This is a genomic window from Paenibacillus terricola, from assembly GCF_014779765.1.
GTDB lineage: Bacteria > Bacillota > Bacilli > Paenibacillales > Paenibacillaceae > Paenibacillus_T > Paenibacillus_T terricola.
The window spans coordinates 426,960-443,579 of sequence record NZ_JACXZA010000004.1 but is presented as its reverse complement, the minus strand read 5'-3'; the positions used below and the strand labels follow the sequence as shown (position 1 = coordinate 443,579).

Here is a 16,620-nt window from a genome sequence, read left to right as displayed (position 1 = left end):
AACCTGCTCACTTGGCAGAACGCGGCGGCGGCGGTGGCGGACCGCAAGGCGCTGGCGGATCTGGCGGTGACAAACGTCCACCTGGGGGCATGGGACCAGGCGCCATGGGCTTCGGACCGCGCGGCGGCCCGGCAGGCATGATGATGAAAGGTCAGAAGGCGAAAAACTTCAAAGGCACCCTTCGCCGGCTTGTCGGCTACCTTCGCCCGCACCGCTTCTCCCTGATGATCGTGCTCATTACCGCGGTGCTCAGCACCGTCTTCTCCATTCTTGGACCGAAGATTATGGGTAAAGCGACGACCAAACTGTTCGAAGGACTGATGGGCCGCATCAATGGCGATCCTAATGCCTCCATCGACTATGACGCTATCGGCCGTATTCTTATTACATTGGCAGTGCTGTACGTCATTAGTGCGGTATTTAGCTACATCCAGCAATATGTTATGGCCGGGGTCGCACAGCGTACCGTCTTCGGGATACGCGAAGACGTGAATAAGAAGCTGGCGAAGCTGCCTCTTAAATTTTTCGACGGGCGGACGCATGGCGAAATTCTGAGCCGCGCGGTCAACGACGTCGACAACATTAGCGGTACGCTCCAGCAGAGCTTGACGCAGTTCATTACCGCTATCGTCACGCTCATCGGCGTTGTCGTCATGATGCTGACGATCAGCCCGCTGCTCACCTTGATTACGGTCATCACCCTGCCACTCAGCTTCTTTGTGATTAAAATGATAGCGTCGAAGTCGCAGACTCACTTCATCGGTCAGCAGAAAGCGCTCGGCGAGCTGAACGGCCATGTTGAAGAAATGTTCACGGGCCATACGATCGTCAAGGCGTTCGGACGTGAAGAGACAGCCGTCAACAAGTTCAACGAAGTGAACGAGCGTCTGTACCAGTCTGGCTGGCGCGCGCAGTTTATCTCAGGCAACATCATGCCGTTGATGGGCTTTATCGGCAATATCGGCTATGTTCTTGTCAGCGTAGCCGGCGGCCTCTTCGTGCTCCATCAACGGATTACCGTCGGTGACGTGCAGGCGTTCATCTCGTACTCGCGCCAATTTACGATGCCGATTACGCAGACCGCTCAGATCGCGAACATTATCCAATCGACGATCGCCTCGGCGGAGCGCGTATTCGAGCTGCTGGATGAGGAAGAGGAAGTGCCGGAGGCACGTGCGACTTCTCCGAGCAATGCTGTTTCGCTGAATAAAGCCGCTGCAGGAGAAGTGAATTTCCAGCATGTGAAGTTCGGCTACAAGGAAGATGCTCCGCTCATGACCGATCTGAACATCGACGTGAAGCAAGGGCAGACGATCGCTATTGTCGGACCAACCGGCGCCGGCAAAACAACGCTGATCAATCTGCTCATGCGCTTCTACGAGCTGAATGACGGGCAGATTACGATTGACGGCAAGAACATCGTCGATATGCCGCGCGGCGAACTGCGCAACAAGTTCGGCATGGTGCTGCAGGACACTTGGTTGTTCAACGGCACGATTCGCGACAATATCGCATATGGCCGTATCGGTGCAACGGAAGAGGATGTCGTGCGTTCGGCGAAAGCTGCCTATGCGGATCACTTCATCCGTACGCTGCCGGACGGGTATGATACGATTTTGAATGAGGAAGCCTCCAACCTGTCACAGGGTCAAAAGCAGCTGCTCACTATCGCTCGCGCCGTGCTGGCCGATCCGCAAATTCTCATCCTTGACGAAGCGACAAGCAGCGTCGATACGCGGACAGAGGTCCACATCCAGCAGGCGATGAACGCGCTGATGGAAGGCCGCACAAGCTTCGTTATCGCGCACCGTCTCTCGACGATTCGCGATGCGGACCGCATCCTTGTCATGAACCAAGGCGCTGTCATCGAGCAAGGCTCGCACGAAGAGCTGCTTGCGCAGCGCGGCTTCTACGCTGATCTGTACGAGAGCCAATTCTCGGGAAGCAAGAAGCAGCCGGAAGCGATTTAGCAATCTGTTTCGCAATGAGAAGAACTCTATCGAGGTCGTTCAGGGATGAGCGACCTCACGTAGAGGTATCTTATTCGGTAGAACAGCCCGCTCTCCCTTGACTGGGAAGGCGGGCTGTTAAATTTTTATCGAGACTTCGTTTCAGCGCTGCCAAGCTGCTTCTTAGATCTTAATAATCCCCGAAGTGTGGAGGAATACGAGCACGATCAGAATGGGCGCCACATAGCGGAGGATGAACAACCAGAGCATGAACCAGCCTGCTGTCAGACCAGCTTCTTTCGCAGCATTTTTCCAGACATAACCAACGAATATTGTAACTACCAACCCACCAAGAGGAAGAATGATATTGGACGCGATGAAATCGGTCCAGTCGAAGAACGACCGCGATCCCCAATGCAGCCCCTGAGCAGCTCCCCCTACGGAAATCGCAGACGGAATGCCTACGAGAAAACAGAGCGAGCATGTCACAATCGTCGCTTTGTTCCGCCCCCAGCCCCACCGATCAATCGCATACGCGATAGGCACCTCGAGCAGCGAGACGCAAGAAGTGAGCGCCGCAATGGCTAGCAGAAGGAAGAACAAGCCGCCGAACAACCATCCGACCGGCATCGCAGAGAATGCGGCAGGCAGCGCAACGAACGCAAGCCCCGGTCCTTGCCCGGGTTCGATGCCATAAGCGAATGTCGTCGGGAAAATAATAAGACCCGCCAGCAGGGCATACAACAGATCGCCCCCGCCGACAGCGAGCGTTGCCCCTCCGAGCGATTGCTCTCGATCGACATAAGCGCCGTACGTCATCATCGTCCCCATCCCGAGCGACAGCGAGAAGAAGGCGTGGCCGAGCGCTACGAGAACCGATTCATTCGACAGCTTGCTGAAATCCGGCTTCAGGAAAAACTCGACGCCCGTCCCTGCCCCTGGCAGCATCAGCACCCGAACCATCAGGAAGAGCAGAATGAGAACAAGCGCCGGAATGAGCACTTTGTTGAACTTTTCGATACCCGACGCGCCTCGAATGACAATCCATCCTGTCACTACCATAACGATAAACTGCCACAGTACCGGGAGAAAGCCGCCAATGAAGTTATTGAAGGTTGCCGCCACGTCGACGCCCTCATGAATGACTCCCCCGAATGAAAGGACTGCATAATGCATCGTCCAGCCCGCAACGACGGCATAGAACGACATGATGAAGAAAGCCCCGGCAATCGACAGCACTCCGAATCCGCCCCACAGACGTTGGCCGCTGAGACGAACCAATGCAATCGCCGGGCTTCCTCGTCCGCCCCGCCCGATCGTCATTTCCGCCATAAGAACCGGCAAACCGATAAATAGCAAACAGATGGTGAACAGGAGAAAAAATGCCGCCCCGCCGTATAAACCCGTTATGTACGGAAACTTCCACATGTTGCCGAGACCGACTGAACTGCCGATCGCAGCCAAAATAAATCCGGATCGCGAGAACCTCTCCTTCGTGCCGGTCGTCGTGTCGGTTTCTTCGTGAACCATGTTTGCTTGCTGATCCTTGCTCATGCCGCCACCTCATTCTGCATACTCGCGCTCTCGACAGCAGTATTGTTGTCAACATGATCCATTTCAATTCGAACGCTTCGATTCGCACCTTCCCCGTCATTCGCCCATACAATGCCATTATCTAGGTCAGGGAGGCGCCAGCCGTGAAACCAACAACGACAACATCGGACCGACCTTGCGTGGTCGTTTTTCCCGATGCGCCTTGGAACAACACTCTATTCTCCGCTCATCTGTCTCCGATTGCCGCCAAACATCCGATCCGCTGGGTCACGAACAATCCGCAGCGGTCGCTGGCAGGCGCGCCGTCCAATGTTACCGCCCTGTCGACTGGCGAATTGCAGCGCGTCGACTGGAGCCGAGTGACAGCCTTCGTGCTGCATCCGTGCTGGGCGGCAGCGGTTTTGCCTCTACGCCCCCGACTGCTAGGCGCGTGGACAGCCGGGGAGGCGGGCGAGGATCAGTTGGAGGCGAACTGGCGCGGACGTCTGGCGGGAGAAGCCTCCTTCGTCATGACGCTGTCGGAGCCGTATTATTTGGATCTGTCATTTCGCCGCGACAATGTGTTTGTATGGGATGGCGCGGACGAGACGTCGGACTGGTTCGCCTCGCAAGCAGGTCTATGGGCGGCGGACGGCACCGACCCCTCGCCGCTCTGCAGGCTGCAGCGGCAGCGGCGGGAAGCTGCTTATCGGGAGAAACTGTCCGAGCGGGGAGAGAACTCCGTATTCATGTTCTATCGTTCGGTCTATCTCTATTTGCTCGGCGATACTGCCGGCGCTGAACGGGAACTGCTTGGCGCGTTTGAGCATGCTGTGCTGCAAGGCGACGAGCATGCGCTCGACGGCATTTATCGGTTTCGTTCGGCGCTGCTTGCCTCGCAGGGCAAGCTGAAGTCGGCGGTACAGGCATATGAAGCAACAGCCACTACTCCCATTGAACGTGCCAGGGCTGAAGAACTCCGCCGAAGACTAGCAGACGGCGAACACGAGCTCGTCGCGGTCATGCTGCTGCGGTTGAACGATGATCATCGGGAAGCGGCGGCAAGACTGGAGAAGTTGGTGGACGAATTGGCGACAAGAGTAGGTGGCGATACAGAACAAGCGAATGTAGCGGACGACGAGAATGGGGAAAGCGATGCTGGAGGGGTGCAGCATGCCAAGGGGAGTACTAAGGATATGCGCACTAATGCAGACGGGCAATGGAGTAACTTGTACGCCGATCACACATCGACAGCTCGTCAACTGCTGGTTGACTCGCTGCTGCAATCGGGGTGTGTAAGGCGTGCGAGCCAGTGGCTCGGGCAAAGGGCAGCGCTATCTGCAAAAGATCGCACTGACTATGAGCTATTGCAAGGCACCGCCCTCCTGCTGAATGGCTGCCGGCGCGAGGCGATTCTATCGTTCCTTCGCGCGACGGAGATGCGACAGGACGCCATCGGCGCGCTGACGGAGCTGTCCCTGCTGGACGCCGCCGTCCAGCGCCTCGCCGACGGCGGCACCGCAACGCTGCGGTAGCGCGAGGCCGCGGTAGCGCGAGGCGTTGGACGGCGGCGGCGGACGCTCCATATGATGCATTTCTGCAGCTTATCAGTCACTCAACCACGTGATTACGATTCAATAGGGAGGGTTCAGCATGCAAAGTCTGCGCAAAGCTTCCGGCAACAAGCTGACCGCAATGATGCAGGTGCGCAACGAGCGCGGACGCTATCTGGAGGCATCGCTTGCGCAGCTGTCCGACGTTGTCGATGAGATCGTCATCGTCGACGATGCCAGCACAGACGGCACGCCAGAGCTGTGTCGCGCGTTTCCGAAGGTTGTACGTCTTGTGGAGCTGCGGCGTCCGATGTTCGGCGAAGAGTGGAAGCTGCGCTCACTCCTGTGGGAAACAGCGGTGTCAACCGATCCCGACTGGCTGCTCGCCATCGATGCGGATGAGTTTCTAGAGCGCCGCACCATTCGCCGTCTACGGGAGCTAATCGATCAAGATCAATATGATTGGGCTGCGCTGCGCATGTTTGATTTTTGGGGATCGCTGACGCACTATCGCGACGATCTATGGTGGAACCTGCACCGCCGCCATACGATGATGCTCGTCCGCCATCTCCCCGGCTTCCATTATGCTTACCCCAAATGGGATCATCACGTCCCCCGACTCCCGTTCACCTGCTCCGCACTGCCGGGACTGCGTTCGGAGCTGCGCGTGAAGCACTGGGGTTGGGCGGGCGATACATCCGACCGGCTCGCCAAATACAATCGTTATAAGGAATTGGACCCCGATGGCCGCTGGGGCAACGTCGATCAATACGAGTCGATACTCGATCCTGCGCCGAATCTGGTTCGATGGGTCGAGGAGGAGTGAAACGGATGCAGACGGTCAGCATTCTAACCCATAGCTATGTGGACGGGTACAACCGGCAGTTCAAGCGACTGTTCGGCGGCGGGCTGGAACGGTATATTCGAGAGCTGTGCGGCGTCATCCATGCGATGGGGCTGCGTCCGGTCGTGCATCAACTGTCCTACTTCGAGCCATTCCGTACTTCATTCGAAGGAACGGAGGTCATCGGCCACACCTATGAGCTTGGCAAAGTGTCGGAGGCGTTCGAATCGATGGCAGAAGAAGCAGAAGGGCTCCTCATCTACGCAAGCTGCTTGTGGCACCCGATCAGATTCAAGCCGGGCAGCATCGGAATCTGTCATGGGATCAACTGGGATCATGGTTCGGTGCTAATGAGCACGAAGGACGGGATAGCGGCTGCCTTTCGACAGGCAGTGCAGCAGCTCGACCGAATTGTGTCGGTCGATTCGCATTTTCAGACGTATGCAAGAGCAACATGCGAATTCGATGATAGGGATAAAATCACGTTGCTCCCAAATAGCGTCGACACCGAGCTCTATACGCCAACAAGCAGCGCAAACCGCAATCAACCCCGCAAGCGCGGCTATCGGGTAATCGTCCCGCGCCGTTTAAGCTATGAGCGCGGGGTCATAACGATGATGCTCGCTGCGGAGCGGCTGCTGCAGACGCGCGGCGATCTCGTAATTGAATTCGCTGGCGAACTCGTCGACGGAACGAATATTGCTGACGCATTCCGCTTATGGCATGAATCACATCCCGCGAAGAAGCGCATCGAACAGCGCGCTTACTCGATGGATGAGATGCGACAAGCCTACGCGGGAGCAGACATTGCGGTCATCCCGACCATATTCTCGGAAGGTACTTCGCTTGCTTGTCTGGAAGCAATGAGCTGCGGCGTCCCCGTCGTGGCGACGGATGTCGGGGGCTTGAACGATCTCGTGATCGACGGACTGAACGGAAGACGCGTGCCGCCGAACTCGGATGCGATTGCCGATGCTGTCGACAGCCTGCTCAACGACAAGCCGCTCCGCCGCAAATTCAGCAAGTTCGGACGCGAAACAGCGCTGTCGTTCGATATTAGCCGCTGGCGCAAAAGCTGGATGGAGATAATCGAGCAGCAGCTCGCTTCCCGTCCCGCACCATAATAGCTCACTCGGATAAAGCGTCGCGAGACCAACAAGACGCTGCTCGCGAATCAGAGCTTTCGTTTCGTCGACACCACGGCTTCCGGTAACACCTCTGAGATCTCACTCGGGTATTGCGACGCGAGACCAACAAGACGCTGCTCGCGAATCAGAGCTTTCGTTTCGTCGACACAACGGCTTCCTGTACCACCCCTGATATCTCACTCGGGTATTGCGACGCGAGATCAACAAGCCGCTGCTCGCGAATCAGAACTTTCATTTCGTCGACATCACGGCTTCCTGTATCACCTCTGAGATCTCACTCAGGTATTGCGACGCGAGGCCAACAAGCCGCAGCTCGCGAACCGGAGCTTTCGTTTCGTCGACACCACGGCTTCCGATGCTAACTTCATGACATCTCATTCGGACATAGCGCCACGAAGTCAACAAGCCACAGCACATTTCCGTTCACGGTCCGGAGCGCTAGCCCCGTCTGCATCATGGCCTCGCGTCCCGCATCCCCTCTCACTAGCTCACGGCGGATACAGCGCCGTGAGAGCAATAAGCCGCAGCTCGCTGCAGCATCTTAGCGGCTGCGGCAGCATGTCAGCGGCGCCGGCTCCGCATGCGCTGGCATAATCGCCGCTCGCGAGCGTCTCGCTCGCTCGTGCGGCGAAAGCAGCTGCAAGAGCGGACGCTGCCGCGCGCCCTTGCAACGGATGCGCCGCCGCAGAGCGGGCGGCGGCGAAGCAGTCGCACGCCTCGCGCCAACGGCCTGCCGCTGCCGCCAGCAGCCCGGCTGCAAGCTCCTCCGCGAACGGCGAACCTGCAAAACGAAGCTGCGCAGGCTGACACGCGTATTTTGCCAACCCGTTATCCCGGCCACGCCTCGCCTCGGCTGCTTCTCTCGGATTCTGCTCTATCCCTCGACCTGCCTCAGTTCCTCGGCCACCCGTCCGCTCTACACCACAGCCAACCTCATTTCCCCCTTCACCTGTCCGCTCTATGCCACAACCCGCGTCATCTCCCTCGTCACCCGTCCGCTCTCCACCATACCCAGCCCGATTCCCCTCGCCCGCCTTCTGCTTCATGCAACGATCCGTCTCCGTTCCTCCGCCGACAATCCCATCCGCAGCATAACTCGATTCGCTTCCTATCCCAGCCTTATGCTCCCGCTCCAATCTACGAAGCAGCGCGTCTAACTGCAGCACTGGCGGCAGCGGACGCCCTGCACCACCGCTGTCCATTGTCCGCTGCAGCCAACTCCTCCAATCCCCGGCTAACAGCAGCGCTTCATCAAACACCGCGTCCAGCCCTTCCCGCCTGCCATGCCCGATGCAATCCAATACTACTTGAAGCATTGCTGCTTCACCGTCCTGCAAATACGGCAGCGCTTCTGCCCATAGCCGCTCCGTATCCGCCAGATCGCCCTGCTGCAGCCTCAGCCATCCGAGCAGCCATCCCCCACGCTCTCCCGTTCCCTCTATCAGTCGTTCAACGTAAGGAGCAACGATGTCCGCTTCATGAAGTTGAAGCAGCAACTGCGCCACCGACAGCCGCTTCCGCTCTAACGTTCGCGCACTTTCCCCATCCTCGGCCTTGCCCCGCAGCATCAGCAATTGTTCTACCGCATCTTGCCATAGCTGCATGCCTGCTTGCACAAGCTCACCTTCAGCTCCTTGAGCAAGCAGCAGCAGCCGAACCCATGCGCGCTCCAGCCCCGGACGCTCCTTAAGCGCTGCCGAGTAAAAAGTCGCAGCTCCCCGCCAATCGTACAATCGCTCACATGCAACGCCCGCTTCGTACATTGTCCGATAGCCGCCAGCGCCTTCGACGGATGAATAGTACGGCGCCGCCTTCCCTATGGCAATTGCTTGTTGCAGCACCTGCAGAGCTGCCCGCGCATCATCCCGATCCATATACACGGCTGCCAGCGCCTCATAAAGGTCAGGGAAATCGCCATATACGCGCAATCCTTCTCCAGCCGCCGCAACAGCCTCGTCTGGACAACCTGCCATCCGATAAGCATGGGACAGCTTCAAATAGACATCAGACGCGAAGCCGCAGCTCTCGTCCAGTTGCCCCGTTAATGGCTGCAGCCACGCCGCAGCCTCTAACCAGCGGCCTGCGCCAAGCAGCTCCGTTCCTGCTGCATAACGCAGCAGCGGATCATCTGGACTCGCCGCAAGCGCCCGAGTGAGCAGACTCGCATTCCGCTCGCCCTTCCTCCGCATCGCCACCACGTCGCTTCGATAGCCTTCATGCCGTATCACCAGCGATGAGATCGCAATCGGCTGCCCATGCAGTGCGGCTACAGCCGTCGCACACTCTTCGTGGATGATCCCTGCGAACCGAATGCGTGCATCGTTGCGGAACAATCGGCAGACGGCATCGGTCACAGCCGCCCCTTCTTGCTCTGCATCCGTCGGTCCAAGGCGGCTTATAAGCCGAACATAGTAGCCCCAATGCCCCTCTGCCCCGAGCAGCGTCCTCCATTCCTCCACTGCCATTGGCTCCAACCGTTCATCCGCGTCGAGCACCAATATCCATGGCTGCGATGCCAACGATATAGAATAATTCCGGGCGGCAGCAAAATCATCCGTCCACTCCCAATAGACCACTCGTGCACCAAGCGACTGCGCAATCGTCACTGTTCGATCCGTTGAGCCTGTGTCGCAAACGATCATTTCCGTCACATAAGGTTGGGAGGACCTTAAACATGCCTCGATAAAAGCTTCCTCGTTCCGCACGATCATGCAAAGCGACACGCCCGGCAGATTCTCCCGTTCCATCCGATTATTCTCCCCGCTCGCAGCCAGCAAGCAGCAGTCGGACGGAACGCAGCACCTGCCGGGTGGCTGACGACGCCGTGCGTGCAGCGAGCAGCCGCTCTGCCTCACCCAGATGGCAGTCCGCATAAGCAGCTAATGCAGCTGAGCCACTCTGAGCAGCCGCATCGGTGCCATCCGCCACGCTGGCCAAAACTTGCTTAAGTACCTGTTCCAGTAGGCCAGCATCATTCGTACTGACGGCACCCTTCATGATAGGAGCCAATCCGTAGCCAGCAGAAGATGCACCATTCTCCTCATCCGTCGACGATAAAGGCAGCGATCCAGCATCCACGCCACCAAACTCTTCATCGCTCCCAACACCGACTGCCCGCAGCCATCGCCGCAGGGATGTAAGCCGTTCATAAGCCGCCGCGGCACCATACTCGCCTGAACTGTACCTTGCACTTGCACTTGCACTTGCACTTGCACTTGCACTTGCTCCATCTCCCGCTCTTGCCCCTGCCACCGCACCAGGCGTCTCAGACGAAACCGCTCCTATCGCCCGTATCGCCCTGCGGCACGCCTCTGCCAGATGCCCTTCCGCCGCAGCGTGCGAAGCCTCAGCAAGTACCAGCCACGACGAGGACGCAGTTCCCCATGCTGGCTCAGCCGCTCTGCGCCGAAGCCACAGAATCGCCTCCGCCGTGCACCCGCTGTCGAGCAGCACCGAGGCGATTTTGATGCTAGCCTCTTCCGTCGATAGAGTGAACCGCCGCTCGATCATAACGGGCAGCTCGCTGCTGCGCCCGACAACGCGAAACATCCGGCACAGCCTATGCAGCGGCGGCAGCAGGCTCGGCTTCATCGTCAGCGTTGTGCTGTACCAGTGAGCTGCCGCATCGTAACTGCCCGCGATCTCATACAGAATGCCGAGCATATAAGCGGTCCGATGCGACCCCATACCGTCCTCTGTATGATAGATTCCTTTGGGCTGGCCGATCCGAAGCGCATAACAAGCTGCCATGATTGCGCTATGACGCCGCCCGATTCGCGACATCGACTCCGCAAGCGTATGCCAAAGGTCTGCATAGTCGTTGAACAGCCGTATCCCCTCTTCGGCAGCGTCAACGGCTTCTTTCCATCGTCCCAGAGAATGCAGACTCCGCACCTCGTACTTGCACACCAAATGCGCATAGCTGAGCTGATTGAACGATGGCGTCTTCTTCGCCTCGCGGAACGACAGCAGCGCATCCAGCGGCCTGCCGGCACGAAGAAACTCTACTCCCAGATTGTACCGGTGAAAAGGATTATCTGGCTCCTCCTCGACGGCCTGCAGCAGCAGCTCCATATTGCGACGGATTTTATTCTTCTCAGCGACGACCGATGGCCGATAGCCGTAGTGGCGAATAATGACCTCTCCAAGTGCTAGACGTGCATCCGGATTGGCACGAAGGATCGCAACCGCAATCTGTTCATGGATTCGTCCCTCGAATCGATGGTTCGGATCGTTGCGAAACAGCCTCAGCACAGGATTGATCGTTGCCCCGTCCTCTTCGTCCGTACCAAGCATATTCCACACCGGCAGCAGCCATCCCGCCACCGAATGCCCATCAAGCGCAAGCGGGCGAAGAGAAGCCGCAGTCACTTCCGAAAACTCTTCATCCGCATCGAGGATTAGAATCCACTCCCCTCGAGCCACCTCCAACCCTGCATTACGAGCAGCTGCAAAATCCCCCGTCCACGCCCGTTCGATCACATGGGCGCCATAGCTGCGAGCAACATCGGCGCTTCGATCGACAGAGCTTGAATCAACGACGACAATCGTCTCGTCAACGATGCCCTGCACGCTGCGCAGACAGCGCGCGAGACCTTGCTCGTCATCCTTCACGATCATGCATAAGGAAATCAGCTTCCGCCGCGCCGCCATCGCTCATTCGCCTCCTCTGCGCGCCACTGCGCATCGTTCGCCAGCCTAAGCTTTCCAGCCGGATAACCGCCATCTCGAGCCGCTTCCGTTCCTCCGTCAGCCATGCGGCTGCCGATCGCTCCTCTTCCCGCTCCGTCAGCGCCTGTACCGCAAGCCGGATGCTCGCGGATGCCGCGCCTAGCCTCGCATGCTCATCATCAGGCTGATGCTGTACCGCTCGTTCATACAATGACAACGACTCGCTGTACAGCTGTCTTCCATACAGCATTTCGCCAAGCGTACGGAGCCCTCGCGCTCCCAAATGTCCCGTTCCCATCATACGAAGCAATCGATCTGCCGCGGCAGTCGTGTAACCATGCCGATGCAGCGATACGGCAAACCGCTCTTCCGAGCTGCCCGCCAGCCGTTCTGCAATTCGCAGCAGGCCATGCGACACCGCTCTCTCCATGAGCATGACAGCCCCATCGATACCATCCGCTCCGCCTTCACTGCCTATACTGCCTACAGCTTCCCCCGACTCCGACGCATCAGCCGCGGCATGTTGACGGTGTCCCAGCAGCCTTCTCTCCGCTGCCTGACACAGCAGCAGAGTCGAAGCATCAAGCAGATGCTCGGCTGATAGAGGCAGTCTCCGCCCTTCCATCCAGCTGCAGAGCGCCCAGTCCATTCCCGCGGTCATCGGCAGCGAGCCCATGTCTCTAGCCATGCTTGCCAACACCTCTGCGGCCTCGGCATATTGCCCCGTTCGAATTAAACATGCCGAGAATGAAGCCACCGCATCCGCAGGCTCAGACGCAGACGCGGACGCAATGACAACCGCCTGCCGCCATAGAGGAACAGCCGACGAGTAAGCGCCGATGAGCGTCAAAGCATGGGCAAGCGAACGTAACTTTTCAACGCCATTACGCTCCGCCCTTGCATCCCCTGCACGGTTTTCTTTACTCTCGAGACCCGCATACCGGACCAACGTCTGTGCGATTGCGCTATCGCTGCCCCCAGCTTCATGGAGCAGCTCGGCCAGACCTTCCAACGCCTCCGGCCAACCCAGATCTGCTAGAAGCGCCTGCTCATAACGCCGCGCCGCTTCCTTCTGGTTGCCGAGCCGCCGCTCCAAGCCAGCAAGCGCCGTACATGCTCGGCAGTTGACATCGCTCTCCGTTAAATACAGCCCATTATCCACCTGACTTGCTTCTATCGCGGTGGTATACGCCTGCTTCGCTTCAAGCCACGCGCCTTGACGCTCCAGACATTCACCATACAATAGCTGTAGATCTGCATAATTAATATAACGCTTCGACTCGTTCGTCAGCAGCTCCAGCGCTGCCCCTTCCTCCCCTGACGCAAGCAGCGCACGCGCACTGTCCAGCATTAGCGAAGGGCGGAACGGCGCGTCGGGCGAAACAATCGCCCTTGCTCGCGCGAAAGCGGCGGATGCTTCCGCCGCTTTCGCTTGCTGACTCAACGTAACGCCAAGGTTGTACCAATGGAACGGATTGTCCGGCTGTCCCTCCAGCAGCTTGCGGATAATGCACCCGTTACGCTCCGCTGTCCGCTTCCGTGCGAGCTCGCCGGGCTCGTAACCATGGTGCTGCAGCCGTATGTCGGACAATGGGCCATCCACATCCCGCCATGCTCCCGACACACTCGTTGCCAGCTGCTCGTGGATCGCCCCGACATAACGATAGCCCTGATCCGCTCGGAACAATCGTACCGCCTCATGCCGAATGCATTGACGCTCGACCGTGCTTTCAACCACAACCCGATAAGCCGTTTCCTTCGAATGAAGAAGCTTGTTCCGGAGCTGCAGCATGTCCGTACCGTCGGCCAAACGCTCATCCGCATCAAGCACCAATACCCACAACGTCCGCGCCTGTCCAATTCCGAAATTGCGTGCCTGGGCAAAATCGTCCGCCCACGCCATATGCACAATATGCGCACCGCGCGAGGCTGCAATCTGTACCGTCTGGTCCGAGGAGCCGGTATCCACGACAATCAGCTCATCCGCCCATTGCCGAATGCTGTCCAAACATTGCGCGAGATGAAGCTCTTCATTGCGCACGATCAGATGAACGCCGAGCAGCATGCTGTCACCTCTCCGTAATCAGGTTCCCTGTCCGTTGAAGTACACGTCGATCGTCGTCGGGTTGCCCGTCAGACTCGAACGGTAGGCAAGACGCGTATACTTGAGAAAACGCTGCGGCACAAGCACATCGACGGAGCCGACTGCGATGCCCGTCGTTGTCGACGTATCCGCATACCAGTTCGTACCGTTGGCGCTGATCTCAACCCTTGCATCGGCACTGTTCGTACCCGGACCGACATTATAAACGAAGAACGAGTACGTACCGAACACGCTTGTCGTTACCGTTGCAAGTCCCGTATAGGCATTGGCCGTTGTAACGCCAAGGTTGCTGATTTCTTGAAAACTTTTCTGCGAGATGGACGTTACGCTGCTGAGCGTTCCCGCTGTGATCGTTGCGCCTAGCACGCTGTTGATCGTTCCCGCCGTGATCGTCGCTCCGAGCACGCTGTTGATCGTTCCCGCCGTGATCGTCGCGCCGAGCACACTACTGATTGTTCCGTCCGTAATCGTTGCACCCATAACGCTGTTGATCGTTCCCGCTGTGATCGTCGCTCCGAGCACGCTGTTGATCGTTCCCGCCGTGATCGTCGCGCCTAGCACGCTGTTGATCGTTCCCGCCGTAATCGTCGCACCTAGCACACTGCTGATTGTTCCGTCCGTAATCGTTGCGCCCATAACGCTGTTGATCGTTCCTGCTGTGATCGTCGCGCCTAGCACGCTGTTGATCGTTCCCGCCGTGATCGTTGCGCCCATGACGCTTTCGATCGTACCGGTCGTGATCGTTGCACTTTGAATGGAAATATTGCTGATCGTACCATCCATAATAATGCTAAGCAGATTACCGCTTGTGTCTGTAGCCAGCGCCTGCGGCTGCTGTGTCTCGTCCCGCCCGAAAATCAGCGTGCGCAAATTATCCGGGTTCGGGTTAAACGATGAAAAGTTCGGCATTCCTCATCACCTTCATCTACCAAAGTCCGACGGACGTCCGGGAAGCTTCTACTTTCGCGTCTGCGCTTGAAAATAAACTTTAAGCGAAGTCGGTTGTTCCTCATGCAAGGAGCGGACAGCAAGCCTCGTAAATCGCAAAAATCGAGAAACGGCAATGACGCCGGTCCGCCCTGCCGGTATCGTTTCCTCTACATCGGCAGCATAGTTCAAGCCATCCGGTCCGACTTGGACCTGAACGACCGCCGGAGCGTCCCCTTCATTAATGACCGCATAGGAGTATACCGTCATATGAGTCGTCGCTTGCGCCGGCAGCGGCATAAGCTCATTCGTTGTCCGCACATTCGGGTATACTTGCTCGACAAATAAGCAGCGTCTGACCCGCTTCGATTTCCTGCATTTCGGATTCGCGAGCCGACAGCTGCTTCGATGCTTACGTTTCGGGGAGAAATGAGATGACCTCCCTCTACGACAGCGGCTGTGTGCACTAGTCATACCATCTTCCCCTCGACGTCCATGCTTCGATAGTTTATGAGCGTTCCTGCACGCGAGGTAACGGCATCTGCCGCCCCTGCATAGGCGAGCCATCGCTGCGATGCGCCCGATTGCCGCCCGTTGTCCACCGTTGTCCGAACCGACTGTCAGACGTTTTGCATAATATGCAGGACTAACCTTTTGCAGCGGGACAACTATGCATGAGATCATTCTCCTAGGCGTCAGTTCGATTCGCCTCTCGCTCCGATCTGCAGGAAAGGGGCTAGCGCTATGACCAACAATTCCGTATTCAATAACCAGAACAGCCCTGTCTATATGCTCACGAACAACGGTTACGTATCGCCCGTCATTATCTCCCCTACGGAATACAGTGCAGCATCCAACCAACGTCTGTTCTGCTTGTCGACGAGCAATGTAAGCGTCGGCTCCGGTGCCAGCCTGCTGCTCCAGATCGCCAATCCGAACGGCAGCGGACGAACGGTCTACTTGTCGCGCGTTGCAGGCGGCGCTTCCAACACGATCACGCTGACTATCGCTTCTGGCGGAACCATTACAGGCGGAACGACTCCTACTCCGGTCAATGCTTATTTAGGCAGTTCAACGACCAGCATCGTCACAGCGAGGCAAAACACCGGCACGCTCGGCGGCTCGCCGACGACCTTCTTCACGGCGAACGCATCCGACATCTATGTCGTCGAATTCAACGGTTCAATCATCGTGCCCGCGAACCAGACATTGACTGTAACCGCCGGCACAGGCTCAGTAACGGCTTCTCTCAACCTCATGTGGTGGGAAACCTGATGCCGAACTATTTTATATTCGATCGTTCCAATAGCTCGTTCTACGGGCAGCTTACCAATACGTACGTCAGTCCCGGCATCATGTCGCCCACCGATATGGACGCCGCAGCCAACAACCGCGGGTTTATCGTAACAGCAAGCAACTCGGGCAGCCTGGGTGTCCTCGGTGGAACGGTCATCATCACGCTGCAGATCAGCAACCCTTCGGGGAGCGGCCGAACGATGTACATATCGAGCATCACAGGCGGCATTAACGTATCTCTCAGCTTGCTGTCGAGCTTCAGCGGCAGCATGACCGTGTACAGCGGCGGCACAATAACATCTCCGGCAACGCTTACGCCGTTCAGCACCAAATTCGGCAGCGGCGCGACGAGCAGCATGACGGCCCGCTCCTCAACCTCAGCGCCAACGGGGGCGACAACCGTCATGTCCTATGCCCTGACACCAGGCATATTCACGCTCCCTGTGGCCGGGAGCCTGATCGTTCCGCCCAATCAGATCTTCACCATGAACGTCAGCTCTTCACTTTCGGTTGCAGGGGTAATGGCCAACTCTGCTACGGTATCGTGGTGGGAGGTCTAATTCGATTTCCCTCGTCCAAAATAAAAACAAGCCGC

Annotated in this window: 12 protein-coding genes; 6 read left to right on the top strand and 6 right to left on the bottom strand. The window is 57.8% G+C overall.

Annotation, left to right across the window (positions count from 1 at the left end):
- Positions 1-89 precede the first annotated feature (89 nt).
- Positions 90-1,970, top strand: a complete 1,881-nt coding sequence (locus tag H8B09_RS18160; protein WP_191205169.1) for an ABC transporter ATP-binding protein — start codon at positions 90-92, stop codon at positions 1,968-1,970.
- 162 nt (positions 1,971-2,132) lie between these two features.
- On the opposite strand, the gene H8B09_RS18155 is transcribed toward H8B09_RS18160, so the two are convergent.
- Positions 2,133-3,503 (bottom strand): sodium-dependent transporter, encoded by a 1,371-nt coding sequence (locus tag H8B09_RS18155; RefSeq protein WP_397376080.1) that lies wholly within the window; start codon positions 3,501-3,503, stop codon positions 2,133-2,135.
- 143 nt (positions 3,504-3,646) lie between these two features.
- Between H8B09_RS18155 and H8B09_RS18150 the strand changes: the two genes are divergently transcribed.
- The 3 genes from H8B09_RS18150 to H8B09_RS18140 all read left to right on the top strand — a co-directional run bounded on the left by H8B09_RS18150 (position 3,647) and on the right by H8B09_RS18140 (position 7,003).
- Positions 3,647-5,017 carry a hypothetical protein gene (locus H8B09_RS18150; RefSeq protein WP_191204957.1) on the top strand — a complete coding sequence of 457 codons (1,371 nt, stop codon included), beginning with the start codon at positions 3,647-3,649 and terminating at the stop codon, positions 5,015-5,017.
- 118 nt (positions 5,018-5,135) lie between these two features.
- Complete coding sequence (locus H8B09_RS18145) at positions 5,136-5,861, top strand: glycosyltransferase (RefSeq protein WP_191204956.1); 726 nt, start codon at positions 5,136-5,138, stop codon at positions 5,859-5,861.
- Positions 5,862-5,866: 5 nt separating this feature from the next.
- Entirely contained in the window at positions 5,867-7,003 is a 1,137-nt protein-coding gene (locus H8B09_RS18140; RefSeq protein ID WP_191204955.1) for a glycosyltransferase family 4 protein, read from the top strand.
- 512 nt (positions 7,004-7,515) lie between these two features.
- Here the strand turns inward: H8B09_RS18140 and H8B09_RS18135 are convergent.
- Genes H8B09_RS18135 through H8B09_RS18115 form a run of 5 tightly spaced genes read right to left on the bottom strand, consistent with a single transcriptional unit; the run spans position 7,516 to position 15,203 of the window.
- Positions 7,516-9,774: a tetratricopeptide repeat-containing glycosyltransferase family 2 protein gene (locus H8B09_RS18135; protein WP_191204954.1), complete on the bottom strand. Its 2,259-nt coding sequence runs from the start codon at positions 9,772-9,774 to the stop codon at positions 7,516-7,518.
- Between the two features lie 4 nt (positions 9,775-9,778).
- Entirely contained in the window at positions 9,779-11,680 is a 1,902-nt protein-coding gene (locus tag H8B09_RS18130) for a tetratricopeptide repeat-containing glycosyltransferase family 2 protein (RefSeq protein ID WP_191204953.1), read from the bottom strand.
- On the bottom strand, positions 11,631-13,763 hold the full coding sequence (locus tag H8B09_RS18125; RefSeq protein WP_191204952.1) for a glycosyltransferase family 2 protein: 2,133 nt from the start codon (positions 13,761-13,763) through the stop codon (positions 11,631-11,633). Before H8B09_RS18125 ends, H8B09_RS18130 begins: the two co-directional genes overlap by 50 nt.
- Before the next feature lie 18 nt (positions 13,764-13,781).
- Entirely contained in the window at positions 13,782-14,711 is a 930-nt protein-coding gene (locus H8B09_RS18120) for a DUF6385 domain-containing protein (RefSeq protein ID WP_191204951.1), read from the bottom strand.
- A gap of 48 nt (positions 14,712-14,759) precedes the next feature.
- Positions 14,760-15,203 carry a DUF6385 domain-containing protein gene (locus H8B09_RS18115; protein ID WP_191204950.1) on the bottom strand — a complete coding sequence of 148 codons (444 nt, stop codon included), beginning with the start codon at positions 15,201-15,203 and terminating at the stop codon, positions 14,760-14,762.
- A 270-nt stretch (positions 15,204-15,473) separates the two neighbouring features.
- On the opposite strand from H8B09_RS18115, the gene H8B09_RS18110 reads away from it, so the two are divergent.
- Positions 15,474-16,004, top strand: a complete 531-nt coding sequence (locus tag H8B09_RS18110; RefSeq protein WP_191204949.1) for a hypothetical protein — start codon at positions 15,474-15,476, stop codon at positions 16,002-16,004.
- Positions 16,004-16,585 (top strand): hypothetical protein, encoded by a 582-nt coding sequence (locus H8B09_RS18105; protein ID WP_191204948.1) that lies wholly within the window; start codon positions 16,004-16,006, stop codon positions 16,583-16,585. The genes H8B09_RS18110 and H8B09_RS18105 overlap by 1 nt, the downstream gene beginning before the upstream one ends.
- The last annotated feature ends 35 nt before the right edge of the window (positions 16,586-16,620 follow it).

Coding starts and splice junctions, on each gene's coding strand:
- H8B09_RS18160 (WP_191205169.1), top strand. CDS start 90: ATGGGACCAGGCGCCATGGGCTTCGGACCGCGCGGCGGCCCGGCAGGC.
- H8B09_RS18155 (WP_397376080.1), bottom strand. CDS start 3,503: ATGAGCAAGGATCAGCAAGCAAACATGGTTCACGAAGAAACCGACACG.
- H8B09_RS18145 (WP_191204956.1), top strand. CDS start 5,136: ATGCAAAGTCTGCGCAAAGCTTCCGGCAACAAGCTGACCGCAATGATG.
- H8B09_RS18140 (WP_191204955.1), top strand. CDS start 5,867: ATGCAGACGGTCAGCATTCTAACCCATAGCTATGTGGACGGGTACAAC.
- H8B09_RS18135 (WP_191204954.1), bottom strand. CDS start 9,774: ATGGAACGGGAGAATCTGCCGGGCGTGTCGCTTTGCATGATCGTGCGG.
- H8B09_RS18130 (WP_191204953.1), bottom strand. CDS start 11,680: ATGGCGGCGCGGCGGAAGCTGATTTCCTTATGCATGATCGTGAAGGAT.
- H8B09_RS18125 (WP_191204952.1), bottom strand. CDS start 13,763: ATGCTGCTCGGCGTTCATCTGATCGTGCGCAATGAAGAGCTTCATCTC.
- H8B09_RS18120 (WP_191204951.1), bottom strand. CDS start 14,711: ATGCCGAACTTTTCATCGTTTAACCCGAACCCGGATAATTTGCGCACG.
- H8B09_RS18115 (WP_191204950.1), bottom strand. CDS start 15,203: ATGACTAGTGCACACAGCCGCTGTCGTAGAGGGAGGTCATCTCATTTC.
- H8B09_RS18110 (WP_191204949.1), top strand. CDS start 15,474: ATGACCAACAATTCCGTATTCAATAACCAGAACAGCCCTGTCTATATG.
- H8B09_RS18105 (WP_191204948.1), top strand. CDS start 16,004: ATGCCGAACTATTTTATATTCGATCGTTCCAATAGCTCGTTCTACGGG.